At 57.0% G+C, this 26,128-nt stretch carries 16 protein-coding genes; 9 read left to right on the top strand and 7 right to left on the bottom strand.

All coding sequences use genetic code 11. The features are described 5' to 3' along the window. Positions 1-6 precede the first annotated feature (6 nt). Complete coding sequence (locus ACPOL_RS26170) at positions 7-1,431, bottom strand: homocysteine synthase (protein ID WP_114209658.1); 1,425 nt, start codon at positions 1,429-1,431, stop codon at positions 7-9. A gap of 358 nt (positions 1,432-1,789) precedes the next feature. Then, on the bottom strand, positions 1,790-1,984 hold the full coding sequence (locus tag ACPOL_RS26165; RefSeq protein WP_114209657.1) for a hypothetical protein: 195 nt from the start codon (positions 1,982-1,984) through the stop codon (positions 1,790-1,792). Positions 1,985-2,175: 191 nt separating this feature from the next. On the opposite strand from ACPOL_RS26165, the gene ACPOL_RS26160 reads away from it, so the two are divergent. The 3 genes from ACPOL_RS26160 to malQ all read left to right on the top strand — a co-directional run bounded on the left by ACPOL_RS26160 (position 2,176) and on the right by malQ (position 6,825). Further along, positions 2,176-3,036 carry a metallophosphoesterase gene (locus ACPOL_RS26160; RefSeq protein ID WP_114209656.1) on the top strand — a complete coding sequence of 287 codons (861 nt, stop codon included), beginning with the start codon at positions 2,176-2,178 and terminating at the stop codon, positions 3,034-3,036. A 135-nt stretch (positions 3,037-3,171) separates the two neighbouring features. Continuing rightward, positions 3,172-5,148: a peptidyl-prolyl cis-trans isomerase gene (locus ACPOL_RS26155; RefSeq protein WP_114209655.1), complete on the top strand. Its 1,977-nt coding sequence runs from the start codon at positions 3,172-3,174 to the stop codon at positions 5,146-5,148. Between the two features lie 99 nt (positions 5,149-5,247). Further along, positions 5,248-6,825, top strand: coding sequence for a 4-alpha-glucanotransferase (malQ, locus tag ACPOL_RS26150; protein WP_114209654.1), 1,578 nt, complete (start codon positions 5,248-5,250; stop codon positions 6,823-6,825). 141 nt (positions 6,826-6,966) lie between these two features. On the opposite strand, the gene treY is transcribed toward malQ, so the two are convergent. Beyond that, the gene (treY, locus tag ACPOL_RS26145; RefSeq protein WP_114209653.1) at positions 6,967-9,936 is read right to left on the bottom strand and encodes a malto-oligosyltrehalose synthase; all 2,970 of its coding nucleotides are present in this window, start codon (positions 9,934-9,936) and stop codon (positions 6,967-6,969) included. 178 nt (positions 9,937-10,114) lie between these two features. On the opposite strand from treY, the gene ACPOL_RS26140 reads away from it, so the two are divergent. From ACPOL_RS26140 to ACPOL_RS26120, 5 genes are all read left to right on the top strand, one after another. Beyond that, entirely contained in the window at positions 10,115-10,333 is a 219-nt protein-coding gene (locus tag ACPOL_RS26140) for a hypothetical protein (protein WP_114209652.1), read from the top strand. A 52-nt stretch (positions 10,334-10,385) separates the two neighbouring features. Beyond that, positions 10,386-10,949: a 3-hydroxyacyl-CoA dehydrogenase NAD-binding domain-containing protein gene (locus ACPOL_RS26135; RefSeq protein ID WP_236657048.1), complete on the top strand. Its 564-nt coding sequence runs from the start codon at positions 10,386-10,388 to the stop codon at positions 10,947-10,949. Positions 10,950-11,049: 100 nt separating this feature from the next. Beyond that, positions 11,050-12,306 carry an ABC transporter permease gene (locus ACPOL_RS26130; RefSeq protein ID WP_114209651.1) on the top strand — a complete coding sequence of 419 codons (1,257 nt, stop codon included), beginning with the start codon at positions 11,050-11,052 and terminating at the stop codon, positions 12,304-12,306. A 26-nt stretch (positions 12,307-12,332) separates the two neighbouring features. Further along, positions 12,333-13,571 carry an ABC transporter permease gene (locus tag ACPOL_RS26125; protein WP_114209650.1) on the top strand — a complete coding sequence of 413 codons (1,239 nt, stop codon included), beginning with the start codon at positions 12,333-12,335 and terminating at the stop codon, positions 13,569-13,571. Between the two features lie 305 nt (positions 13,572-13,876). Further along, on the top strand, positions 13,877-15,595 hold the full coding sequence (locus ACPOL_RS26120) for an alkaline phosphatase family protein (protein WP_114209649.1): 1,719 nt from the start codon (positions 13,877-13,879) through the stop codon (positions 15,593-15,595). 94 nt (positions 15,596-15,689) lie between these two features. Here the strand turns inward: ACPOL_RS26120 and ACPOL_RS26115 are convergent, their stop codons facing one another. The 4 genes from ACPOL_RS26115 to ACPOL_RS26100 all read right to left on the bottom strand — a co-directional run bounded on the left by ACPOL_RS26115 (position 15,690) and on the right by ACPOL_RS26100 (position 24,739). Continuing rightward, on the bottom strand, positions 15,690-19,178 hold the full coding sequence (locus ACPOL_RS26115) for a TonB-dependent receptor (RefSeq protein WP_114209648.1): 3,489 nt from the start codon (positions 19,176-19,178) through the stop codon (positions 15,690-15,692). Between the two features lie 218 nt (positions 19,179-19,396). Next, complete coding sequence (locus ACPOL_RS26110; protein ID WP_236657047.1) at positions 19,397-21,391, bottom strand: M1 family aminopeptidase; 1,995 nt, start codon at positions 21,389-21,391, stop codon at positions 19,397-19,399. Continuing rightward, on the bottom strand, positions 21,391-22,662 hold the full coding sequence (gene lpxB / locus ACPOL_RS26105; protein WP_236657046.1) for a lipid-A-disaccharide synthase: 1,272 nt from the start codon (positions 22,660-22,662) through the stop codon (positions 21,391-21,393). The genes ACPOL_RS26110 and lpxB overlap by 1 nt, the downstream gene beginning before the upstream one ends. Before the next feature lie 145 nt (positions 22,663-22,807). Continuing rightward, positions 22,808-24,739, bottom strand: coding sequence for an ABC transporter ATP-binding protein (locus ACPOL_RS26100; protein ID WP_114209647.1), 1,932 nt, complete (start codon positions 24,737-24,739; stop codon positions 22,808-22,810). A gap of 171 nt (positions 24,740-24,910) precedes the next feature. On the opposite strand from ACPOL_RS26100, the gene hemW reads away from it, so the two are divergent. Continuing rightward, entirely contained in the window at positions 24,911-26,119 is a 1,209-nt protein-coding gene (gene hemW, locus ACPOL_RS26095; RefSeq protein WP_114209646.1) for a radical SAM family heme chaperone HemW, read from the top strand. Positions 26,120-26,128: the final 9 nt, after the last annotated feature.

Raw genomic sequence — 26,128 nt, 5'->3', positions numbered from 1 at the left:
AGGTGCTCACTTCGCCGCAAGCGCCTCGGCCTTGATCCCCTCAGCCTTGATCCCCTCAGCCTTGATCCCCTCAGCCTTGATCTCCTCAGCCTTGACGGACTCGGGCTTGCCTGATGCCTGGCCGTTCGCCGCCTCGATTGCCTGATCCAGATCAGCGAGAATGTCACGCAGGTCCTCGATCCCCACCGAGAGCCGCACCAGCTCCGGCATCACTCCAGTCGTCAGCTGCTCCTCGACTGTGAGCTGCTGATGGGTAGTGGAGGCAGGATGGATCACCAGCGACTTCGCGTCGCCGATATTCGCCAGAAGGGAAAACAGCTTTAGCGAATTGATCAGCTTTTTGCCTGCCTCATAAGCGTCGCCGGTCTTACCCGGCTTGATGCCGAAGGTCACCAGGCCGCTCTGCCCGTCAGGCAGATACTTCTTGGCTCGCTCGTAGTATTTGCTCGAGGCTAGTCCGGGATAGTTCACCCACTCGACTCCAGGATGCTGCTCGAGAAACTTCGCCACTCCTAGCGCGTTCTGTGAGTGCCGCTCCATCCGCAAGTGGAGCGTCTCCACCCCTTGCAGGAAGAGGAACGCATTGAATGGCGAGAGCGCCGCTCCGGTATCGCGGAGCCCCTGCACCCGTGCCTTAAGGATGAACGCCAGCGGCCCAAACGCTTCGGTGTAGGAGATGCCGTGGTAGGAAGGGTCTGGTGCGCTGAAATCGCGAAAGCGCCCCGAGGCCTTCCAATCGAACTTGCCTGCATCGATAATGATGCCGCCGATCGAAGTGCCATGGCCGCCAATATACTTGGTCGCTGATTCGACCACAATATCGGCGCCCCACTCAATCGGCCGCGACAGCGCCGGAGAGACACTGGTATTGTCGATGATCAGCGGCAGACCATGTTCATGCGCGATTGCGGCGAGCGTCTCGATGTCCGCGATGTCCAACTTTGGGTTGCCTAAGGTCTCGGTGTAAATGGCCCGGGTCTTGTCATTGATCGCTGCGCGAATTCCATCAAAGTCATCGGCGTCGGCGAACCGCACCTGGATGCCGTACTTGGGCAGCGTGTAGTGGAAGAGGTTGTACGTGCCGCCATAGAGCGAAGTCGTCGAGATGATTTCCTCGCCGGCGTTGGCGAGATTGGTGATCGCGAGCGTCTCCGCCGCCTGCCCGCTCGCTGTCGCCAGAGCCGCGGCCCCGCCCTCGAGCGCCGCGATCCGCTTCTCGAAGACGTCGGTGGTCGGGTTCATGATTCGCGTGTAGATGTTCCCGAACTCCTGCAGGCCGAAAAGTCGCGCCGCGTGGTCGGCATCCTGAAAAACATACGAAGTCGTCTGGTAGATCGGGACCGCGCGCGATCCGGTAGTAGGGTCCGCCGTCTGCCCGGCATGGACAGCGAGGGTTGCAAAATGCTGCTTCGAGGCGAGGTCTTCAGACATGCATGAGCTCCTGGGGAAAAGTCGATTCCGGTACAAAAGGCAAAAGTCCACGGACGCACGCCGCGGGCTTGGATCTACTGGCTGGGGGGCTAAATCGGGGAACAGCCAGAAATCACGCAGGTCCGCGCGCGGAGACAACATGGAGCGGTACGGGAAATAAGCGGATTCCGTTGCCGTGGATTCATCCCCATGAGTATCGATGAACCCTGGGGGAAAGTGCAAGCAGTTCCGCGCCCGAAGAAGCTCGGCGAGGATGGTAGAAGAACGGCGGCGGGAAGGCGAGGTTGCCAGTCAGTTGGGTAACACAGTTCCGCCCAGTCCAGCGCGGCTGAACTGGGCGGAAACTGTAACTACCTGGCTACTTTGTGAATTCGGTGGGATCTTCGCGGTGCTGCCGTTCCAGGCCTCTCCGCGCTGCATGGTCTGCGGAATGCTCGAGCTTGTGCTCAGGCTCTCCCTCTATGTGCACTGGAATGTCCGCCTGTGTGCCTGCCGGCATACCCGCGCCTTGCTGCCCGGTTCCGGCTGGATCGACATTGTTCTCGGTTGCCATTTTTTCGTCTCTCCTGTAACACCGGATGTGATTCCAAAAACAATCGCTCAGTTGTACCGGTTCGGGAATATGGCTCGCCGGATCCGATAAAATGGTTTAAGCGTCGACCATAAACCCTCTCTAGCACATCAAAATGGCGCTAAAAGAGCCTTTTTTCTGCCCTGATTTTGGTATCAAAACTGAAGAATTAAATGACAGAATCCTCCTTAAGAAATCCGAGTCGCCGCACATTTCTGAAGGCTGGCGCACTCGCGGTCGGAGGCCTCATCCTCTACTCTGGAGAGGTCGAGCGCCACTGGATCGACATTCAGCACGTCACCGTCAAGCTCCCGAATCTCCCCCCGGATTTCAAGGGCTTTCGCATCGCCCAGCTCGCCGATTTCCACTACGGAGAATATTCCGAACCAAGCTTCATCCGCGCCTGTATTAAGGCCACAAATGCATTGCGGCCTGACCTGGTTGCACTCACCGGAGACTTCATTAGCGCGGGTCCGATGGTGCGGCGGATCTCCGCTCAGTTCGCCTACCATTGCGCCGATCTGCTGGCCCGCCTGGAGTGCAAAAAAAAATTCGCCGTGATGGGAAACCACGACGCCATGGTCGGGATTGCCGACGTCACCGATGCGCTGAGAACTCGAGGTATTGAAGTACTCCATAACAGCTCAGTGCCCGTTGAGCGCGGCGCGGCGCGATTGTGGATCGCAGGCGTTGCCGACATACTCATCGGGAAGCAGGCCGATCTCGCAGCGGCGATTCCTAAGCAGCGCGACCGCGCGACGGAGCCGCTGATTCTTATGGCCCACGAACCCGACTATGCTGACCAGGTTCGCGGTTCGGGTGTCGACCTGATGCTCTCGGGCCACACCCACGGCGGCCAGATTCGCATCCCGTTCCTGCCGCTGAACCACTTGCCGCCACTTGGAGAGAAATACGTTGAAGGTCTGTTCAGGCTTGGCGATCTGCAGCTCTACGTGACCCGTGGCATCGGTACAGTCGAAGTCCCTTTCCGGTTCCGGTGCCCGCCCGAGATCACCTTAATCACCCTGGATTAATCAACCGGGATGAGGGATTCACTTCAATTCAAGCGAGCATAGCCCGGACTGCTTTATACTTTTGAGGTATCGAGCCTGTGGTCGCAAGACAGGGCCAACCCGTGTGCTACGCACATTAAAGGTCGTCACCTCTTCATGATCCGTTTTCTACAAAAAGACAATCGACTTGTCAAAAGCATTTTCGTCGTTATCATCGCCGTCGCGTGCATCACGATGGTGATCACGCTGGTGCCCGGCATCTTCAATGATTCCGCCTCGGCAGCCGATACCTATGCCACGGTCCGGGAGCGTGGATGGCTCTCGAAGTACGTAGGCTCGTCCACGGACATTTCCAGCACGGATGTGCAGCAGATTGCCGCCCAGATGTTGCAGCGCCAGAAGCTGCCGGATTTCGTATTGCCTTACATGATGCAGCGCGTCGGTCAAAGCATGATCCAGCAAGCCGTGGTCCTGCAAGAGGCGAACCGGTTGGGACTGCGAGTCACCGATGAGGGGTTGCGGCAGTTTCTGCATTCTGGAATGTATGGGCAGGTTCTCTTTCCGAAAGGCCAATACATAGGAGATGACAAGTACCGCGAGTTGATTTCGCAGCAATTTAACATCTCCACGCAAAAGTTCGAAACCGAGGTCAAGAAGGAAATCGAGGAAAATCGGTTAAGGTCGATGGTGACCGGCGGCATTACAGTTTCGGATGCGGAGGTGCGAGATTATTACATCGAGCAGGGAACCAAGATTAAATTCGACTACGCAGTGATCAGTTCTACCGACCTTGAGAAACAGATCAACCCTTCCGAAGCCGAGCTACAAACATTCTTCAAGACGAATGCCGCCAAGTACGCTACGGCCGTTCCGGAAGCGCGCAAAATTACCTATATCGCCTTTGCCGACGGTCAAGAACCGGGAGGCGCCCCACAGGTGACCGACGCTGAGGTCCAGCAATATTACAATCAGCATCTGAAGGAATATCAAGTCGACGAACAGGTCAAGGTCCGTCACATCCTTATCAAGGTCGACTCGGGCGCTGATGCTAAAACTGATGCCGCCGCCAAGGCGAAAGCCGAAGACTTATTGAAGCAAATCAAAGGCGGCGCCAACTTCGCTGACCTTGCAAAAAAGAATTCAGACGATCCAGGCAGCAAGGACGAGGGCGGGGAACTCGGTTTTCTGAAACGCGGCGCTACCGTTCCGGAGTTCGACCAGGCAGCGTTCAGCCTGCAACCCGGCCAGCTATCGAACGTCATCAAGACCAAGTACGGGTATCACATCCTCCAGGTGGAAGAGAAGCAGACTGCTCATACCCGGCCGCTCGATGAGGTGAAGTCGACGATTGTAGCGCTGCTCACCCGACAAAAAGAAGGCGCGCAAGAACAGGCATACGCACAGCAGCTGGCGAACGAAGCACAGAAAAATGGCTTGGCCAAGACCGCCGAAGCTCACCACTTGCAGGTTGTCACTACCGATTACATTCAGCAGGGCGCTATCGTTCCTGGCTTGGCGGACGGGTCAAAGATGCTGACGTCAGCATTTACGGCAAAGCCGGGCACTGCACCTCAAATTGCTTCCACTGGGGAAGGTATCGCGGTCTTCCAGGTGAATGACGTGAAAGCGGCGCATGCTCCGAACTTTGACGAATTTAAATCGACGCTCTTGACGGATTATCGTCAGCAGCAATTGCCGCAGCTGCTCGCCCGCAAGACCAGCGAGCTCGCCGACAAAGCCCGGGCCGAGAACAACGACCTGGCAAAGGCGGCCAAGGAACTCGGCATTCCGGTGAAGACGAGTGACTTGGTTGGCCGCACCGGGCAGGTCCCGGATATCGGCCAGTTGTCTTCGGTGGCCCCAGGATTGTTCGATCTCAACAGCGGGCAGATCAGCAATCCCATCAACACTGGTCGCACTGGAATCATCGCAAGGCTGGTCGACAAGCAGCTGCCAACCCCTGAGGACATCACCAAGAACATGGATCAGACTCGAGAGAAGCTGCTAGATCAGCGTCGCAGTGAAATGTTTGAAGTCTTTGTCACCACGCTTGTCGATCAGTACCAGAAGCAAGGTCGCATCCGCGTGAATCAAAAAGCGCAGTCTGCCCTCTCGCCGGGCGCAGCGAGCTAAAGCGAAACCAAGCATCCATGAAAAGCAACCAGCGGCCTGCGATTTAGAATCTCTCGAATCGCGGGCCGTTTTTCTTTCGTGCCTGCAGAAAAGAATCCGATGCCATTTGATCGCTCCTCTGGATTGCTGTTGCACATCACCTCTCTGCCCTCTTACGGAGGCATCGGAGATTTCGGTCCGGCTGCTTATCAGTTCGCCGATTTTCTCGCTGCCGCTAAGCAAAAGTACTGGCAGGTGCTGCCACTCAGCCCGGTTGGATACGGGAACTCACCCTATGCCGCACTCTCGGCCTTTGCCGGCAATCCGTTGCTGATCAGTCTGGAACGACTCGCGGAGTGGGGCTGGATTGCCGGCGATCATCTTGCTAATCTTCCGGGCAAGACAGGGAACGTGCGCTTCGACGAGGTGTATGACACCAAGCTTCCGCTGCTTCATCGGGCTGCGGAGAACTTTTTGGCCAATCACGACAGCCTCGGTGCCCACGCAGCGGCACAATGGCAGCGTTTTGAAGACTACTGCAAGGCTAATTCTTCATGGCTGAACGACTGGGCTTTTTACAATGTGCTGCGCACTAAGTACAAGACCGGCGCATGGTATGCATGGCCGCAAGATCTGGCGCGCCGTCAGCCCGAGGCGCTCGCCCAGGTGCGCGAGGAGCAGGGACGCGAACTTGCCATCGAACAAATCATCCAGTTTGCATTCGACGAGCAGTGGAAAGATCTGCGGGCTTATTCGTTGGAACGGGGCATTCGTTTCATAGGCGATGTGGCAATTTTCGTGAGCTATGACAGTGCGGATGTATGGACCCACTCGGGGGCTTTCGAACTGAATGACGATCTGACGCCGGTGCGTGTTTCCGGCGTGCCTCCCGACTACTTCAGCTGGAAGGGACAGCGTTGGGGCAATCCCCTTTATCGCTGGGACGCGCTCGAGAGCCAGGGCTTCGATTGGTGGGTCTCCCGCATTCAGCGCGCTAAGGAGCTCTACGACGTCATTCGCCTCGACCACTTCCGCGGCTTCGAAGCGTACTGGGCGATTCCCTCCGAAGACGATACGGCGGTTAACGGCAAGTGGGTCAAAGCCCCGGGCGCTGCGCTCTTCGCGCGGCTTCGCGAGGCGCTCGGTGAACTCCCTTTCATCGCCGAGGACCTCGGAGTCATCACCGAGGAGGTGGATGCGCTGCGCGAAGCCTTCGGAATGCCGGGGATGCGCATTCTGCAATTCGGATTTGGCGACCGGGGATCGCATAACTACTTGCCTCATCGCTACGTCCCCAACACCGTCGTCTACACGGGCACGCATGACAACGACACCACCAGAGGCTGGTGGGAACACGGCGCCTCTGCTGAGGAAAAGGCATCTCTAAGAACCTACCTTCACCCCGATGTGGATGGCGTTGTGTGGGCGATGATTCGCGCCGCGGCTACCTCGGTTGCAGACATGTGCCTCTTCCCACTACAGGACATTCTGGAGCTAGGTTCGGAAGCGCGAATGAATACTCCGTCGCAACCCGAAAATAACTGGGGCTGGCGCTATCAAGAGGGAGCGCTCAGACCGGAGTTTGCCGCCCAGCTTGCGGCGCTGATGGAGATGACAGATCGAGATGACTATCGGGACCCTCAAAAGGAGGATCCTCGCGAGGAGGCTGATCCCGCGCTCGCTGCTCAAGCACGGTAGGCTCGTGTAACTTCCAGTTCCTGCCTCATCGCTTTGGCTCTTGCAGGTGGTGATACGATCACCCGGGCGGGCGCTTGCCACGAAAGCGCCAACCCTGCATCTGCTGTAACTCTTAACGAAGATTGTGCGCCGAGATGTTGATCATCCCTCGCTGGTAAGTACGGCGACGGGAAAGTCCTCGAAGACCGTGCTCAACGACAGCAAGCCGGATTCATCGGCCAGGACTTGCTTACCGGTAAAGATATTTGTAAAGAGCCGAGGCGTATTCTCCGGAAGCTCAATGCGGGAGTCGCCCCATACGTCGTTCAACGGCCACTCCGTTTTGCCATGCATGAGGGTGTTGGCAAACCGCGGGATGACGGTAAGCACGGAATGGCCTTCAAAGCTTCGGAGGAAGGCGATCGCAAACTTCGCATTCGTGCCGATGAGTTGAAGAGGAACATAGTCTCCCTTGCGGAAGAGATTGTGCCAGTCGTTGCGCAGGCCGAGCGCTTTGTAGGCGACCCATAACTTCACTCGCCCATCGGGTAGATTCGTGAGGACGTCCTGGCAGACGGCAAGGGCCCCGGAGCTTGCTTCAAGCGACGTGATTGTGTGCAACAAGCTCGATCGCATTTCGTAATCGACCGGACGGCGATTGTCAGGATCGACCAGGCTCAGTTCCCATAACTCGGCTCCCTGATAGAAATCCGGCACACCGGGGGAGATGAGCTTAAGCACCGTTTGGGCGAGGGAGTTGATGGCGCCGAAAAACTTCAGGCGAGGAAGCACGGTATTGAAGAGCTGCACGAACCGAGAGTCCTTGCCGCGTTTATCCGGGGTGAGAGCGTCGGCGAGAAATGCATGCACAGCTTCGATGTATTCAGGATTGGGATTAAGCCAGCTCAGGTTGACTTTGGATTCGCTCAGCGCCTTCGAGGAGTACTCCTGGATGCGCTTGAGGAAATCCTGCCGTGCCTCGTCAGTATCGATTTGCCACGGCCAAACGCCGAGAATGTTCTGGTAGAGCATGTACTCCTCGTTGGCGTCGGGGGCGATGCGTCCGTCACTCAGCTTGCGCTTCACGCTCTTGGAAGCGCGTCGCAACCGCCGCACCAGGGACGCCCATTCAGAGGGCATTTCGGAGAGCACGTTCAGTCGCGCACGAACATCTTCGCTGCGTTTCGTATCGTGGGTCGATAACGTCAGCATGGCGTCCGGCGAATTCTGCAGGCGATTCTGATTGCTCCCGTGGAAGACCTCAGGAGTGATCCCGAAAGCCTTCATCGATCCTCCTACCTCGTTCGAGGAAAGGAACCGGTTGTAGACGTAGAAGGAAGTGTCCTCAACACCCTTTGCCATTACCGGGCCGGTGAGCTGTTGGAACTTTAATGCGAAGTAAAGCTGCTCGGCGTCTATCTCGCTCTGCGGGTGACCGGGGCGGCCGCCCAGGAGCAGCGTGTTTTGTAAGAAGTCGAAGGCAGAGGCGTCGATGCCCGAGTTCAAACGCTTTGCCCGCTGAATCGCTCGCTCAACAACCTGGCGGTCACTGGGAGTGTATTGTCCGCGATCGTCGATATAGGTGCGATAGACGGGAAAACAGGCGATTGTCTCGCGAATGACCGATTCGAGAATGTTTTCAGTGAAATCACGCGCGCTGCGATCGGAAACGGCAATGTGATTCAGCAGATTCGTGAGCACGTAGACTTCGCTCGCCAATGAAGTTTGCATTACCTGGAGCTTTGAACGGTAGATGATCTCGTCCGGGCTGGTTCGACTTCCAGTGGCTTCCTCGTAGATGCGGTTAAATTTTTCCTCGTGTTCCAGCTGGATGAACAGCTGATTAGCGAAGTAGATGAAGTCGTAGCCCGATGTTCCATTGACCGGCCACTCTCGAGGCAGCGCTTCGCCAGGCTCCAGGATCTTTTCGACGACGCAGTAGAGCGGTCTGTTTCCTTTGGCCCAGTCATATCCGCGGAGCTGGTCGCGAACTTCATCCTCAATGCCGTTTGTGCCGGTGGGTCCGGTTGGGGTTGGCCCCGCGCATTGGCTCGCCACGTAAAGCAACTGCAGGCGAATAAGATACTGGCGTGGATTGAACATGCCGTCGGCATGGTCGACGCGCAGGCCGGTCAATTGCTGCTTCCCCAGCAGGTCGCGGATCAGGCAGTGGGTCTCGGCAAAGACGGCGGGATTCTCCATGCGCAGGCCAGCAAGATCGTTCACATCGAAGAAGCGGCGATAATTGATCTCTTCCCCGGAGACCCGCCAGAAGGCTAGCCGATACGGTTGAGATTCCAACAAGTCGTGGAGTTGATCGAAGCTCTTCGGATCACCCTCGACCCCGTTGATCGCTTCGAGGGCGCGGGCGATCACGGGCTGCAGCTCCGTGGAGCGCAAAGCCTGTTCGAGGCGCGGCCGGATTTCGAGCAGCTGGGCGCGGCGCTGGGCTACCAAGCTCGGATCGGTGGCCTCATGCGGGGGGATATGGGAAAGGTCCTTCAGCAAATCGCGGAAGCTTCGCGGCACCCCATATTCGGCATCTTTGCTCTCAGGAAAGATCTTGGGGATCATCCGCGGCGCCACCGGCATGATGTGATCGAAATACTTGATGAAGGCGCGGCCGTTTTCGATATGGACCTGGATATTCTTGCTTTCGAGTTCTTCTCCATACTGCTTTCCCAGGATTGGCAGCAGGAGCTTGTTCCACATATCCGGTTTTGCCGGATCCCAATCAATGTCGAAGTAGGCTGCGAACTCGGAGGCGCGACCGTTCTCTAGCACGTCCTGCCACCAACGCGAATCATTGCCGATGCCCATGTGGTTGGGCACGATATCCAGCAGCAGTCCAAGACCGGCGGACTTAAGAGAAGCGGAAAAACGTTCAAACTCCTCGCTCCCGCCGAGTTCAGGGTTGAGCCGGTCGTGGCGCGTGACGTCATAACCATGCATGCTGCCGGGTCGAGCCTCAAAGAAGGGCGACGAGTAAAAATCTCCTATGCCCAGCTCTTTCAAGTATGGAACGATTGCTTGAGCATTCTCAAAGGTGAAGTGTGCGTGCATCTGTACACGGTAGGTCGAGGTCGGAACGCGAGGCTCTTGCTGCAGGAGTTTTTCTATGCAATCTTTCATGGTCTCAATGACTTGCTTGACGCGGGATGACAAACCTTCAGATGCAGAAAAGGCGAGAGGCGGCAACCCTCGAGTTAAGCCATGCTACAACCTGGAGCGGCATGCTCGAATGGGGGAACTTTACGAAAGAGCCGACAAGGCTGAAAATAGGAACACTACAGGAGCATAACGAAGCCCTATGTCGAACACAATTCCAGAAGTGCCACCGCGTGCCACTCCACTCTCCGGCGAAGCCATCCGATTGATGAACTATGTCGATGATGTCTCTACCACGCTGCGGCGTGTTCTCGCACTGGCGCCTACACTGACGGTCGAGGAACGCCAGCGGCTCAGCGACTATTTGAAGAACTCCTCCCCTAACGCGGATAGTGTGCTCGCTGCTCTCAGCGTCAAGTAAGTCTGACCTGTCGACGCTCTCGGAAATGAAGTAATTGCAGGATCAGAGATCGATGAAGATCGGGAGTGTCGCGGTAATCGGAGCCGGTGCGAGGGGCAGGGAACTGGCCGCCCTCTTTGCCGCGAAGGGCTTCGCCGTCACCCTTGAGGACATCCTGCCCTCGAAGCTGAAAAAGGCGGCGGAGCTGCTCGGAGCACCGGACGGCACGGTCTCCGCCGAGGGCGGCATGTATGGCAAGGTGCGGTTCGCGACCAGTGTTGAGGACGCAGTTCGCACCGCCGACCTCGTCATCGACTGTGTTCCGGACGAGCTTGAATCGAAGCTGGAAATCTTCAGCTTGCTGGATCGGATGGCGCCTCCGCACTCTGCCTTTCTGACCCCTACCCAGAGCCTGAGCATTGCCGATCTGGCTTCCTGCACCTACCGCGCCGACCGATGCATCGCCCTTGTGCTGCCGAATACACTCACCAGCGGAACCGTTCGTCTCACGTCGACGAGCCTCACTGCGCCTGAGGTGCTGGCAGCGGTCCAGGCATTCTGGATGTCGCTGGGCCTTGCCGTCGAGCTCCAGATGGATCGAGCCGAACCCAGCGTGGCGGCAGGGACGCTCTTTTGAGCTTGCCGGCGAATGAGCATACCGGCGAATTTTTACGAGTCGACAACGGAACTGTAAGGCTTCGGCACGCGTAACAGCACATGAAGACAAAGCTGACTCCATGCAAAACCTAGGTGATACATTCGGGCAGGTAATGCGAGCGATCTGGGCGAACAAGCTCCGATCGTTCCTGACCATGTTCGGCATCGCCTGGGGAGTCGGTTCGATGCTGCTGCTCATCAGTGTCGGCGAAGGTTTTCGCTCCGGGCAGCATAAGGAATTAGCCAGCGTCGGCAATGACGTCATCATGATGTGGGGCGGAACGATCCCGGCCGTGCCGAGTCAGCATACTGGCATGCGACCCTATAATCTTACCGTCGGCGACGAAAGCGCCATGCGTGCTTCGGGCAGCTTTCGCGAGGTGATGGGCCTTATCCGGCGCAGCGATATTAAGCAGCAGAGTCAATATCAAAGCGCAGGAGGCTCAGTGATGGGAACTGAGCCCAACTATCCTGCAGTCCGCTTCCTGCCGATGAGTGTAGGTCGTTTTCTCACCGACGGCGATCTGCGCGACCGGCGCCGCGTGGTGGTGCTGGGGCAGAAGAGCGCGGAGCTGCTTTTTCCCGGCCGCCCGGCGGTCGGCGAAACCGTACTGCTGAATGGCACTGGCTTTCAGGTAGTCGGAGTGGCGGCGAAGACCGGGCATGGGAACGATGATGGCTGGAATCAGCAAATCTATATTCCAGTCACGACGATGCTCGAGATGTTTCCGATCAAGGGCGAGAATATTCCCCAGGATGCGTTGAGCTCAATTCAATATCAGCCCCGTGTGCGCGGAGAAAACGAATCGGCGAAATCGATGGCGCGTTCAATTATCGCCGCGCGCCATGGATTCAGCCCTGACGATCCGGAGTCCTTTGAAGAGTGGGACACGATCAAGAGCGACCAGATGGTCGGAAAGATCTTCACGGCCATGGACATCTTCCTCGGTGGCGTCGGGATCGTGACGCTGGCCTTGGGAGCGGTGGGCATCGTGAACATCATGCTGGTCTCTGTCTCCGAGCGGACGAGAGAGATCGGCTTGCGGAAGGCGATTGGCGCGACCAAGCGGAGCATCCTGATGCAATTCTTTCTCGAGGCGCTATTGCTCACCGGCGTGAGTGGCCTGATCGGGATTGGGGGCTCGGCGCTCTTCATGTATTTAATCTCAGCGGCAATTGGCGGAAAGGGAGTGGAAGGATTCGATCCTCCTAGATTGGTGCCATGGTCCGCAGCGCTTGCCTTGATTTCTCTGAGCGTCAGTGGAATTCTTGCCGGGCTCTATCCGGCCAGCAAGGCGGCGGCATTGGAACCGGTAGAGGCACTCCGCAGGGAATAAGTAGCGACGCGAACAAGAGGAAAACAATGCTGGTTGAACTGTTGAAGCAAGCCTACGAGGCCATGGTCTACAATCGCCGGCGTACCGTCATCACCACGGTCGGCATGGCGTGGGGCATTGCCACGGTGGTCTTGCTGCTGGCCTACGGCGCGGGTTTCGGGCGCGCTATCGAGGCCATCTTCGCTCAGTGGGGAACCCGCTTGATGGGCGTCTTTCCAGGGCGAACCAGTGAGCAGGTTGGCGGCTCGAAGGCTGGTGTTCAGGTTCGACTCACTCAGGACGACGTAGACCGCCTCAACAACACCGTTCCAGGCCTGCTTAACCTCACCCCGGAATTGTCCAAAGATGTTCCGGTACAGAACGAGCTGCATTCCTTCACCTGGACGGTCATCGGCAATCGTCCAATTGCCGCAGACATCCTGAAACTTGACATCGATTATGGACGCTTCTTTACCGCCGATGACGACGAGCAGCGCGCCCATGTCGCGGTAATCGGCTCGCAGGCGAAGACCAAGCTCTTCGGAGGGCAGTACCCTATCGGACAGCGGATTCGGCTGAACGGGATCAGCTTCACCGTGATCGGCGTCATGCAACCGAAGATGCAGGAGGCTGACAGCGATGTCAACCGGCAGATCCGTATTCCTTTCAATACCATGGGTGATATCAAGGACCCGAAGTACCTCGACGGCATTTGGATGAATTACAAGGGCGACAACGCGGCGGTCGAACGGGCGATCCGAACCAGCCTGGCCGAGGCGCATAACTTCCGGGTCACCGACCATAACGCAATTTACATGGCGAACCTCGAGAAGCAGTTGAGTCAATTTCACATTGTCAGTGTCGCTCTGCAGATCATGTTGCTGTTTATAGGCGCGTTGACCTTGGGAATCGCCGGAATCGGCTTGATGAATATCATGCTGGTCGCCGTGCAGCAGCGTACCAAGGAAATCGGCATCGAGAAGGCGCTGGGAGCGCGCAAGCGCCATATCCTGGTGCAGTTCCTCGCCGAGTCGCTCGTCATCACCAGTCTTGGCGGCGCTGCAGGCATTGCTCTGGCCTATGCTGTCTCGATCGGTGTCGGTCGAATTACCTTCTACAGCGCAATGGCCTCTCACGCCACCGACGCCGATATTCAGTTATTGATCTCTCCCACCATCGTCATCGTAGCGACCGGAATTCTTGTAGTCGTCGGGGTGGTCAGCGGCATGGTTCCCGCACTCAAGGCAGCCAACCTGAATCCAATCGAAGCCTTACGCTACGAGTAGAAGCACCCAGGACGTAGGACGTATCCGTGCACCGGTAAGGCTTGTATCTTAGGCGCGCTCGCCAGAGCGATCGTCAGACTGCATTCTGACGAAAGATGGGCCCTGAATTTACCCTCTATTCACCTCATGGAACTGGCTCGCCACTAAAGTAAGGTCGCAAGCTGAGCTATATCCCATGCCGCAGGCCAGCACAAACCAATCCAGACAGAATGCATTGCTTGGATGGACTTTGTTGACGCTGGCGCGGATTCACATCCCCGAACAAGAAACGGTATGAGAGCATTCCGACTCTCATGGAGGCTTCTATGAAAGTAGATCGAGCTTTACTGGCTGGATCTGTTGCCGCGATTGTGCTGGCATCGTCCATATCTGCCATGGCAGCAGATTCGAACAACAATGTGGGCACGGAGAAGATTCATCATGTGCTGTTGCTAAGCATCGATGGCATGCACGAAGTCGACTTTTATAACTGCACTCATGGGATCGCGGGAGCCAACGGCGGAGAACCATATTGTCCGAACCTGGCTGCACTGAGCCATACCGGAATCACCTATGTGAATGCCACGTCATCGAAGCCATCCGATTCTTTTCCGGGCCTCACGGCGCTGATCACCGGCGGCTCACCGAAGACGACGGGTATCTATTATGACGTCGCCTATGATCGCTCGCTGGATGCGCCTGCGGTGACGACCGCCAGCGGTCTAGCGGCGGGACCATGCACCGCCTTTGGGCTGCCAACTGGAACAACGACGGACAATACTCAGGGAATCGACATCGATCCGACCAAGCTGAATGGCGGCGCACCCGGCGCCAGTCTCACCGACGGAACCGCCGCAGCGATCGATCCTAAGAAGCTGGAGCGAGACCCGCAAAAGGGCTGCGCCCCGGTATACCCCTGGAACTTTATCCGGACTAACACTATTTTTGGCGTGGTCCACGCTGCAGGTGGGTACACCGCATGGATCGACAAGCGCCCGTCCTATGCCTTTGTGAACGGGCCCGGTGATGGCCGGAACGTGGATGATCTTTATGTCCCCGAGGTCGCCTCGACAGTGGTAGCGCTCCCGGGCGTGAAGACATCAGAGGGTGCTTCCTGCGCCACCATCCGCGACGCTGCAGGCACATCCTCTTGGACAAGCAGCTTTCAGAATATCCAATGCTACGACGCTCTGCGAGTGAACGCATTGCTCAACGAGATCGCGGGCAAAACCCACACCGGCGCACCGGCGGTGACACCCGCAATCTTTGGCATGAACTTCCAGTCCGTCTACTACGGCCAATCTCTCAATGAGCCCGGCGTTGGCAAGGGCGGTTACCAGAACTCAGCGGCAGTACCGAGCGCGGAGTTGCTCAGCGAGATCGAATTCGTCGATGCCTCGATCGGAGACATCGTGAATGGCCTCAAAGATAGAGGCGTCTACGAGCACACGTTAATTATCGTGACCGCGAAACATGGCGAGTCCCCGATTGATCCAACCAGATATGTGGCCGACGGCGCGAATACGCCGGCAACACTGCTCGGGTCCGCCATTCCTTTCTCCGAGTCGCCAATGAACTCGACCGGAGTGGGCGCGACCGAGGATGACGTTTCGGTGCTTTGGCTCAAGAAGGGTGCGAGCCTTCCTGCGGCGGTGTCCTTGCTCGAAAGCAATGCGGCAGCACTTGGCCTTGGCGAGGTCCTGTATGGGCCGACACTCGCGCCTAACTACAACATCGGTGGTCTTGATCCAGGGCAAGATCCTCGCTCGCCGGACATCATCGTAACCCCGAACCTGGGAGTTACCTATTCGGGTAACACGGCGATGATCGGCGACCATGGCGGCTTTGCTCATGACGACACCAACGTGATGCTGCTGGTCTCTCATCCATCGTTCAAGCCAGAGACCGTCTCGGTGGAAACCGCAACCGCACAGGTGGCTCCCACGATCCTGACGGCGCTCGGTTTGGACGAAACCAAGCTCGATGCGGTGAGGCTGGAAGGCACGAGAGTGCTGCCCGACTTCGATGCCGAGCTTGCCCGATAGCTAAGTCTACTTATCTCGTTCCAAAAGAAGGGCCGCTAACTCTTACTGAGTCAGCGGCCCATTCTGTTCGTATCGTGCCCAGCTTTTTGTCGTGCTAGAAGCTGAAGCGTGCACCAAATTGCAGTTGGCGCATGACCGGTTGTCCGGAACCAAGTACCGCATTATCCAGATTGGTAATTTGTCCGGTGGTTGCGACAGCGCAATCGATACAGCGTGCCTGGTTCGAGTTGGGGACACCCAGAGGAGCATGATTGAAGACGTTGAAGGCCTGGAACTGGAATTGGGCCCTGAACCGCTCGGTGATCCTGAAGTTCTTGAAGAGTGAGGCATCGGCAAAGTAGTCCGATGGCCCGCGGAAGCTATTGCGCCCGATGTCGCCAAACCTGCCGAAGGCCGGACGCTGGAAGGGACCAGAGGCCGCCCCGTTCGCCGCGAGAGCAGCCACCGGGGTGAAGTAGGCTCGACTGTGAGTTGCCGGATTGAAAGACCCGACATTCAGGCCGAAGCCGGAATTCGGCCCATTAACCAGCTTATTGGGACGGCAGTCGCTGGAGGTTCCAGGGCTGGCGAAATTGGTGTCAATGTCCTGATCATTGCCGCACTCCGCATAAGTAGGCGTAAACGGCAACCCGCTTTCCCACGTGGTTGTGCCGGCAAGCTGCCAGCCGCCGATGGCGTAATCCACCCAACGGTTGCTGTTGCTCAGGAACATCTTATTGTGACCGAAGGGCAATTCATACAGACCACTCAGGACGAACACCTGGTTGCGGTTGGTATCGTTCGGACCATATTCAACCCGGGGATCCTGAGCGAAATAGGTCGACCCATAGTTCATCGCCCGAGACCAGGTGTAGTTGGCGAGAAACTGGACGCCATTCGAGAAGCGTTGTTCCAGGGTTGTTTGGAGTGCGTTATAGTTGGCCCGCGCCGAAGGAGCGACGGAGTTAATGTCCTGGGTGCAGCATCCCTTGGAAGCAACATACCCAAAGTACGGACGGCGCTCATCGCGCGTTCTAGTATCTCCGGGGACTGCAATCACCGGAACGTTAATGTTGAAACCTTCAGTCTCACCGGGATAAATACGTTCCGCCACGTTCCCAACGTACGCCAGAGTGAAGGTCATGTTGTTGGTGACCTGCTGCTGAACGCTCAGGTTATATTGATCGACCCGCGGCAGCAGAAGCTTATTTGGGCGCACATTGAAGTTCACCCCATTTGGCAGGGGAATCAGGCCGCTAGCAGGGATGGCTTGCTGTGCGGGCCTGACCGGGGGCCCTGCTAGCGTAATCGGCAGTCCGGTCGCTGGATCCGTTGCGGCTGCACCAACGGTGTTCGGGGATCCATCGCTCTCATCCGTAAGTACGGGGATATTATGGGTAAGTGCGCTGCCAAAGATGGTGCCGAAGAAGCCGACATCATCATAGACCTGCCCGACACCGCCACGGATGACCATGCGGGAGTTTGGCTGATAGGCAAAGCCGAAGCGACCACCGAGATCGGTAAGGTCGGTCTGGGCGTTGCCGTTGGTCCCGATGCCGCCAATACCGGCGACCCGGATGACTCCTCCATTCAGGTCAGTGAAACCACCATTTCCGGGACTATTCACCGTCTCCGGGAAGATGATGTCCCAACGTACGCCGTAGTTCAACGTCAGCTTTGGAGTGACTCTCCAGCTGTCCTCTGCATAGAAGCCGCCGCGTTTTTGACGGTTTGCTGCGGTCTCTGAATAGAGATCGAAGCGCTGAAATTGGGCGACTTGCCCGAAGAGAAATGAGGCCAGGCCGAGGCCGGAGCCGGTTGCGCCCTGCGTGGTGGAATTAGAAAACGTTAGTTGGCCAGAGCGATTGTTGTCGCTGGCATTGCGCAGATTGAACGCATATCGCAGATCCGCCCCAAAGCGTATGGAGTGATTTCCCACGATCTTGGTCCAGTTATTGGCAACTTGAAAGACCTGCTCACTTTCGAGGAGCGGACAGTTGCAGCCCTGGTTGCCGAAACCCTGGCCGAGTGCGCTGCTACCGATGCTGTTATCGGAGAAGTTGAAGGTTGGGGAGCCCGAAGTATCAGGAGCTCCTGTGTTCAGGTTGGGAATGCCCACCGCGGTTGCCGGGGTGGTCCCATTGTCAAATTTATTTTCTGCCACGTGATAGTCAAGAAAACCGAAGCGGAAGTCTGTCAGCAGGTTGGGATGAATTGCCCAATCGGCTCCTAGAGCAACGCTCTGGTTCTGCACATTGTCGGTGCCGGTTGTGTTGCCGAGGCCGAAACCCGAGCCGCCCGCAGCGCCGAAGACCGGCGCGCCATTCAGGCGGAAATTAGAATAGTCATAGCGGCCGAAGGCGTGGATGTCCTGGCGAACCTGAGCATCCAGGCGAACGTCCGCCTGATCGCCATCATTATTGCCCGATCCCGACCCCACGTAGTTGTTGTTGATACCCGCACCGGCATTCGGCGCTGGTAAAGCGGAAAGCAGCGCAATCGCCTGCGGCGCCAACGCTGTCGTGGGAATAATGCCTCCGGTATAGGTGGCGCCCGTTGCGGGATTGAAGAGGGGAGCAGTCGTGTACTCCGAAAGGTTGCAAGTCGTGCTCCCTGGGGTTAAGCAGGTACTACGGACCAGGTTGGTCGGCACATTCTCCTGGAGGCTGGTGCCGGTCTTTTGCCGAGTCCCTTGGTAATCCAGAAAGAAGAAGGCGCGATCCTTCTTGATTGGTCCTCCCAGGGAACCACCGAACTGATTGTAAAGAGAACTTGGGATGAACTTGCCGGTCACCGGATCCGGCTGATACTGGGTAAAAGGATTACGGGCTTCGAGGTAATCGCTGCGGCGAAATTCAAAAGCATCGCCATGAAATTGGTTTCCGCCCGAGCGGGTCTGCGCGATCACAAAGCCGCCAACCGCCCCGCCAAATTCGGCGGAATAGTCTTCTGTGGAAATGCGCATATCGCTAATCGAGTCAAGCGTCGGATTGACGACGATGATGCCGTCTACCGGCTCCCGATTGTCCGTCCCGTCTAATAACCATCCAAGCGAGCCATAATTCGATCCATTGGCGTTGATCGCGGTCGTTCCCTGCGGATTTTCCGTCGGTGCAATGCTAAAGCTGGAGCGTTGGACGCCAGGCGTCAACAGAGTGAAGGACGAGAAATTTCGATCGACATTCGGCAGCGATTGAAGCTGGCGGTTGTCCAGCGATTGCGCGACCTCAGCGCGGTCCGTTTGTAGCGGAGGCGCTGCCGCGGTCACCGTGATGGTCTGCGCGGTGGCTCCGCCAACTTGCAGTTGCAGATTGACTTGCTGGGCGGAATCAGCCGTGACCGTGACGTTGTCGGCTTCGGCCGGGTTGAAGTTCGACGCGGTCGCCTTGACGTTATAGGTACCAGGTATCAGCCTGCTGACCGTGAAGTTTCCGCTTGCGTTGCTTTGCACCTGCTGCGAAGTGCCTTTGTTGACGTCGTTCACGGTGACTGAAGCGTTTGGGATTACCGCCCCTGAAACGTCGGTCACGGTTCCGATAATGGATCCGAAGACTGCTTGCGCGAATGTTTTGGGAGAAAATCCCAAGACACAGAATGCGGCCATCCACACTACAACGAGCGATCTTCGAGAGATTCTGTTTCGGTAAGAGAAAGCGGGGTGATGCGAAATGCTGACCACTGGGTAATGCCTCCTGAAACTCCAGGACATTTAGATGGTCATTCACTAAAAAGGTATGTATTAATTAGTAACTAAATTGTGGAATTGAATAAACAGGATCATCCTGAGACTCGGCAATTCGAACCGGCGTCTGCATCCGAAATTTAATCGTTGGATTCTTCGCGCTTATAAGGAGCTTGCAGGTATTGACGGGCCTCGTTCAGCGCTCCCTGGGTATTGTCGTTGGTTTGCACGGCCTCTCGATACTCGTTGACGGCGCGGTCCCGTTGGCCGGTCACATCGAAGATCTTGCCCAGTTGAATATGGCTCCAGACTTCCGTCCATTTCGGGTCGTCGTCACCCCGAAGTGCATCGCGGTAAGCATTCGCCGAGGCTTGATAGTTCCGTTGGTTGAAGAGTGCCTCCCCGATGCGGTAGCTGGCCAGGGAGCTGTTTGGATTGGCGGTGAGGGCTTTCTGATACTCACCGATCGCCCCGGTCGTATCTCCCTGGGCAATGAGTTGCTGACCGCGAAGGATGGCGATACGAACTGTCATGTCAGGTGAGTTCTTGAGCAGCCAGTTGTTGGGATCAAGCGAAATATGGCGAGGACGGCCGAAGGTATCCACTACATATTGAGAGTCAGTGCCCACCACGTCGATCCGCCGAGTTTCAGTCTTGCCGTCGGTCTCGATCTTGAGTTCAACGGGCATCCGAAAGAGATCGAGATCCTGGCCGATCTCCCCGATTGTCCGAAAGCCCTTATTATTGCCAAGCCTGTAAACCGTGTACTTATCAGTAAACTCTGGCGCTCCGGTCCCGTCAATCCATTGAGCAAAGAAGGCAGTCAATTGTTGTTGGGATTGTGATTCCGCCAGCTTCATAAAGTCGGATGTCCGGATCGGCTTATCGGCGAATTGAGTCAGGGTCGCCTTCAAGATATTGCGAAAGCTATCGTCGCCAACCTCCCAGCGAAGCATATGAAAGACAAGCGCGCCTTTTTCAAGCGTCGAAGACTGAAACTCGGGACTAAACGCGTCGTCCCGCCCGATGCCCGAGAGCGGAATCGTATCGTAGGCGAGCGCGCCGGCGGAGACATCGACGACTGCTTTCTGCAAGGCAGACTGGCCGCCTTCCTCTTCGAGATACATCAGTTCGGCATAACGGGACATGCCGTTGGTGATCCAGGCATCGTTGAGAGTTGCGGGCGAGACTTGGCTTCCCCACCATTGCCGCGAGACTGTGTTGGCCAGCAACCGGAAATTGCCCTTTGAGGACATCCTTGACCCGGGAATCGCCGCGATCTCAGGGGCCCAGTAGGCAGGCAGCGTATCGTCCGGAATTTCGACAACGTTGAAGTGGACAGACTCGGCTGGTCCGAAGATGCCGGTGAAAAAATTAAACTCTTTGGCCGCAGTGTCGGCGAACTCCGGCGCCGTCGATTTGCGTGCATCCGTAGTCCAGATATGCACGTAAGACGCACTGGGCGCGGCAATTGGGTTGAATTTTCCAGCGATGATGGTGCCGGGAAAGCCGGGCTTGTCCCAGCGAAACTCAAAGGTCCCGCCCGATTGGGTGATCGGGGTTACAGCGCCGCTACCCGCCACACGGTACCCCTCAGGCACAGAGATATGGATGTCGGCAGTGAACCGGTCCGTCAAATAACCGGTCATCGGGAACCAGCGCGCGGGATAGAAGAGGTAGCTGATGGGGCTGCCTATGGAGGCCAGCTTGAGCCCTTCTACCGGGCTTTCCTCCGAGCCGGAGAGGACGCCCTCATAGTCAAAGGTGAAGGTGGTAGTCTGACCCTTCGACAATGCTGCCGGCAGCGTGAGACGGATGGTTGCATCCGTGCCGCGCTCGCCTGAAAGCACGTGATTGGCGCTGTCAGTAACTTTGTTGACCTTGAGCGCGCCATGCAACTGGAAGGCTACGGTGTCGAGCGGCTCGAGCGAGGTGAAGGTGACGCGGGCGGTCGCTTTCAGCGAGTGGGCATCCGGGTCAAGCTGGGCATCGATGGTGTACGCGGTAATGTTGATGGTCGGCTTTTCGGCAGCGCGCAGCGGCGAGGCGCCGAGAAACACCACCGCCATGAGCGCAGCAAGAATTGCCACGGGTGGATTGTTCTTCTTCAACAAGCGGACGCCGCAAATCTTCATTAAGCCTTACTCGCAAGCGCTGGAGAGGAGTCGAGAGCGCCACTATGTTTTCGCGAAATCAACTGCAACGTTATTGCGGCAACCCGAGGAATCGTGTTCATCGATGCGGCATCTTGAGCTGGGTCTATTGCGTGGAGCCGAGCCGCAACCTGAGACAGCTTCTCCTTCATGATTTTCCGATCATTCTCATTGTGCATCAGCCGCCGCAAATGTGAGACGACATTGACCGTAGTAAAGTCACCCTGGATCAACTCTGGAACGACCTCTTCGTTGGCGATCAAATTCACCATAGCCACAAAAGGCACCTTAACCACCCGCTTCGCTACTTCATAGCTAAGCTTTGAGATGCGGTAGACAACCAGGAAGGGATTGCCCATCAGCGCCGCTTCAACGGTTGCCGTGCCGCTCGCCACGACACTGGCACGCGCATGGAAGAGCGCGGCGCGAGCATCATTTACGAGCGTGACCTTGGCGGCGGTACGCGCTGTCGATGGAGCTTCAACCATGGCCGCAACCTTATGTCGGTGTCCCGCAGTTAGGGTTGGCGCCAGCGGGAGGATGAATTCGACATGATCGTCTTTCATCGCTTCCACCACCTGCAGGAGGATGGGAAGGTTCAGATCAATCTCCTTCCCTCGGCTTCCCGGCAGCAAGGCGACCCAATCTTTGCTGGGATCGAGACGGTTCTGCTCAGCGAATTCGGCCCGGGAGATCGATGGTTTCGGCAGATCGGCCAGCGGATGGCCCACGAAAGTGGCCTCGACTCCATTGCCCTGGTAGAAAGCCTCTTCAAAGGGGAAAATCACCAGCATCTTGTCCACATTCCGTTGAACTTGTTTGAGGCGATGTTTCTTCCAGGCCCAAAGCTGAGGGCTGACAAAGAACACTACCGGTACTCCCTGCCGGTGGAGCACCCGGGCGAGGCTCAGGTTGACGTCGGGGAAGTCGATCAGCACCGCGGCGTCGGGAAGTCCGCTCCGGCCGCCGTCACGTCGCCGGATACTGTGTTTCAACTTCCGATATTCGCGGTAAATACGAGGCATGTGCCGAACGACTTCGGTAATCCCCATGATAGCGACATCTTCCGCTTTGACGATCCGGCGAAGCCCAGCAGATTCCATTCGCTGGCCGCCTAATCCGAAGAATGTCGCGCCTGGAGAGAGCTTTCGGATGGCCTCGATGAGCAGGGTGCCGTATTGCTCCCCGCTGGCTTCTCCGGCAGAGAGGAAGATAACCGGCGGGGGAAGGATGAGGGATGGGTTGGATCCCACCTTAGCTGATCCCTTCAAAGATCGTCACGTCAAAGATGGTCACGTCAAGGATCGTCACGATCGGGCATATGCGCCGTGCCGTCTGGAGCAAAGGAATACCATCGCCGGTCGAAGGAGGCTTGAGGAGCGCAGAGTTAATCACGGTTTAGTCGGAGCCTACCAGGGTTGCGGTTGGTTCGAAACCAAAACGCGGCAGTTCCTGGTCCTTGTACTGCAGCTGATACAGCTTGTAATAGAGGCCGCGGCGGGCGAGCAGTTCCTGATGCGTGCCCATCTCGCGAAGCTGGCCTTTGTGCATGACCAGGATGACGTCGGCGCGCTGCACGGTCGAGAGACGGTGAGCGATGACGACCGACGTGCGGCCCGTGACCATACGCTCAAGCGCGGATCGAACGAGTAATTCGGTATCGGTATCGACACTCGAAGTAGCTTCGTCCAGGATTAGAATCTTGGGATCATGGGCCAGAGCACGGGCGAAATTAATCAGCTGCTTGCGCCCGGTCGAGAGGGTGGCCCCGCGCTCCCGAACCGCTTCGTCAAACCCTCCAGGCAGCCCCTCAATATAGTCGAGCAGATTGACGTCGCGGGAGGCCTGCTTCATGTGTTCCTCGGTGATCCACGAAGAACCAAGCCGGATGTTGTCGGCAATTGTTCCGGTGAACAGGAACGGATCCTGCAGCACAACTCCAAATCTTTGCCGTAGTTGTTTCAAGTCATGAAGCCGGACATCGACGCCATCCACCAGGATGCTGCCGCTTTGGATGTCGTAGAAGCGCATCATCAGACTGACGATGGTAGTCTTGCCCGCGCCAGTGTGGCCGACTATTGCCGCAGTCTGACCGGGTTCGATGACGAAGGAGACATCCCGAAGGATCCATTCGATCGATGCGCCAAGCTGCGCCAACTCTTCGGGGTTGGCGGAAGCCGCTCGTCGTTTCTGATCTTCGTCGAGGCGCTGATAGGTAAACCAGACGTTCCGAAACTCGATTCTGCCCGATTGAGGAACCGCCCGCGAACCGGTTGGATTCACGATCTCCGTCGGTGTATCCAGTAGCTGAAAGACGCGTTCGCTGGCCGCCATGGCCGCTTGCAGAATGTTGTATTTATCGCTGAGATCCTGAATCGGCCGGAAAAACCTCATGGAGTATTGCATGAACGCAACCAGTACGCCGACGGTGACGGTGCCTTTGAGCACCCCGTCCCCGCCTCGCCAGAGTACCAAAGCGATGGCAATGGTCGAGAGGATTTCTACCGCCGGATAATAGAGCGCATATGCCAGAATGGCGTCCTTAAAAGCGACCATGTGCTGACGATTGACGACCTCAAAATCGTGGAAGGCCCGCTTTTCACGATTGAAAAGCTGGACCACGGTCATCCCGCTGATGTGCTCCTGCGTAAAGGCGTTGATTTTAGCGATCGCCGAGCGTATGCGGCGGTACGAGCTTCGAACATATTTTCGGAAGATCGCCGTCACCACCCCGATCAGCGGCAATACTGCGAAAGCGAGAAGCGCCAGCTTCCAGTTCATCTGGAGCATGATGATCACGATTCCGGCGAGCACAAAGATATCGTCAAAGATCGCAAAGACGCCCGAGGTGAACATCTCGTTTAATGCATCGACGTCGCTGGTGAGCCGGGTGACCAGTCGACCCACGGGGTTGCGGTCGAAGAAGCCGACATGCATTCCCTGAATGTGCCGGAAGATCTGGCTGCGCAGGTCGAACATGACCTTCTGGCCCATCCACTGAATAAGGTAGGTCTGAACGAATTCAAAGAGGTAGGTCAGCAGCAGTGCGGCCAGGTACAGCGCGGCGAGTTCAGTAATCCCGGCAGCCGGATGTGGGCTAAGCTGCCGCGCCAGCCAGTTTGGATGCTCCGGCCGCTTTGCGGTCAGATAGTTGTCGATAGCGACCTTGAACAGAAACGGCCCCATCACATCGCAAGCTGCTTTGAGCAGGATGGCGACAAACGACACCCCCGCCTGCCACTTGTAGGGGCGCAGGTACCTGAGCAGCCGTCCCATCAGGCGGCTGTCGTAAACCTTGCCGATTACATCCTCTTCCGGTTGGTTGCTCATCCGAACAGAGCCGCCTTATCGCGGGAGGGCATCGGCATCTTTGAACATCGCTCGAGAATAGAGGTTCTCCTCACTCAGTGGGACATAAACCGCCCCGGAATGCAAGATGCGGCAAACTGCGGTTCGTTGCAGGAAGACGGGCCGAGACCGGCATGGGAAGATAGAGATTCGATGGAAACCCTCGGAATCTATATTTCGGTGCCGTTTTGCCGTTCGAAATGCAGCTACTGTAACTTTGCCTCGGGAGTGTTTCCAGAGAGCTACCAACAGCGCTATGTGGATCGCCTCTTATCGGACATTCGCGAGATCGGGATCCAGGCTGCCGCCATGGGGGTTTCTCTGCCGCGGGTGGTCAACAGCCTTTATTTTGGGGGCGGAACCCCGAGCATTCTGGCGCCGGCTCTGCTTCATGAGCTGTTCGCTGTCTTGAGATCAGGCTTTCGATTCTCGGCCGATGCTGAAATTACGATGGAGTGCGCACCGGGTCAATTGGCGGACGACGTCCTGGCTGGTGTGGTGGAGTGTGGCGTCAATCGTTTCAGTTTCGGGGTGCAGTCGTTTGTCGACAGGGAAGCGTCGTCTACGGGAAGACTACACAATCGAGCGACCGCACTCTGCGATATCGAACGCGTGCTAGCGGCTGGCATACGCTCGGTCAACGCCGACTTGATTGCCGGCCTGCCGCACCAGACAGCGGAATCATGGCGCGAGTCCCTCGAGGTGCTGCTCGCATCAGGCGTGGACCATGCCAGCGTTTACATGCTCGAGGTTGACGAGGATTCGCGTCTGGGCCGGGAGTTGATCGAACGCGGCAGCCGATATCATGCAGCATCAGTCCCGTCTGATGATCAAACCGCCGACTTTTATTTGGAAGCCGTTGAGGTATTGAACCGCAATGGCTTAACCCAGTATGAAATCTCGAACTTCGCTCGTCCTGGAACGGCTTCGATCCACAACAAGAAGTACTGGCAGCGGCAACCCTATGTCGGATTCGGGCTCGACGCTCACTCCATGCTGCGAGCCGACGATGGTAATCCCGTCCGATTCCGAATGGGAGACGACATGCAGGGTTTCTTGAACGGCTCTGGCTTCGCCGAGGTTCAACCAGTTCCTCGATCAGAGGCCTTGGAAGAAGCATGGTTTTTGGGTTTGCGAATGAATGACGGAGTGGCATTGCGTGATTTAGTGGGGGAGTTCGGCACCGTCGCCATTTGCTCCCATGACTCGGTGCTCAACGAGCTTTCATCGACAGGTCTGCTCGAGATCAACGATGGTCGAGTTCGTCTTACGGATCGCGGCAGGTTGTTATCGAACGAGGTCTTCGAATCCTTCCTCGTTGAAAAGCAAAACCATCTGACTGAACTAGTGACAATCGACTAACCCTTTTGA

The organism is Acidisarcina polymorpha (assembly GCF_003330725.1).
Taxonomy (GTDB): Bacteria; Acidobacteriota; Terriglobia; order Terriglobales; family Acidobacteriaceae; genus Acidisarcina; species Acidisarcina polymorpha.
This window is presented reverse-complemented; position numbering and strand designations above follow the sequence as displayed.

What these genes read in the sequence shown, in the direction of transcription:
- ACPOL_RS26170 (WP_114209658.1), bottom strand. Translation starts at nt 1,431, where the DNA reads ATGTCTGAAGACCTCGCCTCGAAGCAGCATTTTGCAACCCTCGCTGTC.
- ACPOL_RS26165 (WP_114209657.1), bottom strand. Translation starts at nt 1,984, where the DNA reads ATGGCAACCGAGAACAATGTCGATCCAGCCGGAACCGGGCAGCAAGGC.
- ACPOL_RS26160 (WP_114209656.1), top strand. Translation starts at nt 2,176, where the DNA reads ATGACAGAATCCTCCTTAAGAAATCCGAGTCGCCGCACATTTCTGAAG.
- ACPOL_RS26155 (WP_114209655.1), top strand. Translation starts at nt 3,172, where the DNA reads ATGATCCGTTTTCTACAAAAAGACAATCGACTTGTCAAAAGCATTTTC.
- malQ (WP_114209654.1), top strand. Translation starts at nt 5,248, where the DNA reads ATGCCATTTGATCGCTCCTCTGGATTGCTGTTGCACATCACCTCTCTG.
- treY (WP_114209653.1), bottom strand. Translation starts at nt 9,936, where the DNA reads ATGAAAGATTGCATAGAAAAACTCCTGCAGCAAGAGCCTCGCGTTCCG.
- ACPOL_RS26140 (WP_114209652.1), top strand. Translation starts at nt 10,115, where the DNA reads ATGTCGAACACAATTCCAGAAGTGCCACCGCGTGCCACTCCACTCTCC.
- ACPOL_RS26135 (WP_236657048.1), top strand. Translation starts at nt 10,386, where the DNA reads ATGAAGATCGGGAGTGTCGCGGTAATCGGAGCCGGTGCGAGGGGCAGG.
- ACPOL_RS26130 (WP_114209651.1), top strand. Translation starts at nt 11,050, where the DNA reads ATGCAAAACCTAGGTGATACATTCGGGCAGGTAATGCGAGCGATCTGG.
- ACPOL_RS26125 (WP_114209650.1), top strand. Translation starts at nt 12,333, where the DNA reads ATGCTGGTTGAACTGTTGAAGCAAGCCTACGAGGCCATGGTCTACAAT.
- ACPOL_RS26120 (WP_114209649.1), top strand. Translation starts at nt 13,877, where the DNA reads ATGAAAGTAGATCGAGCTTTACTGGCTGGATCTGTTGCCGCGATTGTG.
- ACPOL_RS26115 (WP_114209648.1), bottom strand. Translation starts at nt 19,178, where the DNA reads ATGGCCGCATTCTGTGTCTTGGGATTTTCTCCCAAAACATTCGCGCAA.
- ACPOL_RS26110 (WP_236657047.1), bottom strand. Translation starts at nt 21,391, where the DNA reads ATGAAGATTTGCGGCGTCCGCTTGTTGAAGAAGAACAATCCACCCGTG.
- ACPOL_RS26100 (WP_114209647.1), bottom strand. Translation starts at nt 24,739, where the DNA reads ATGAGCAACCAACCGGAAGAGGATGTAATCGGCAAGGTTTACGACAGC.
- hemW (WP_114209646.1), top strand. Translation starts at nt 24,911, where the DNA reads ATGGAAACCCTCGGAATCTATATTTCGGTGCCGTTTTGCCGTTCGAAA.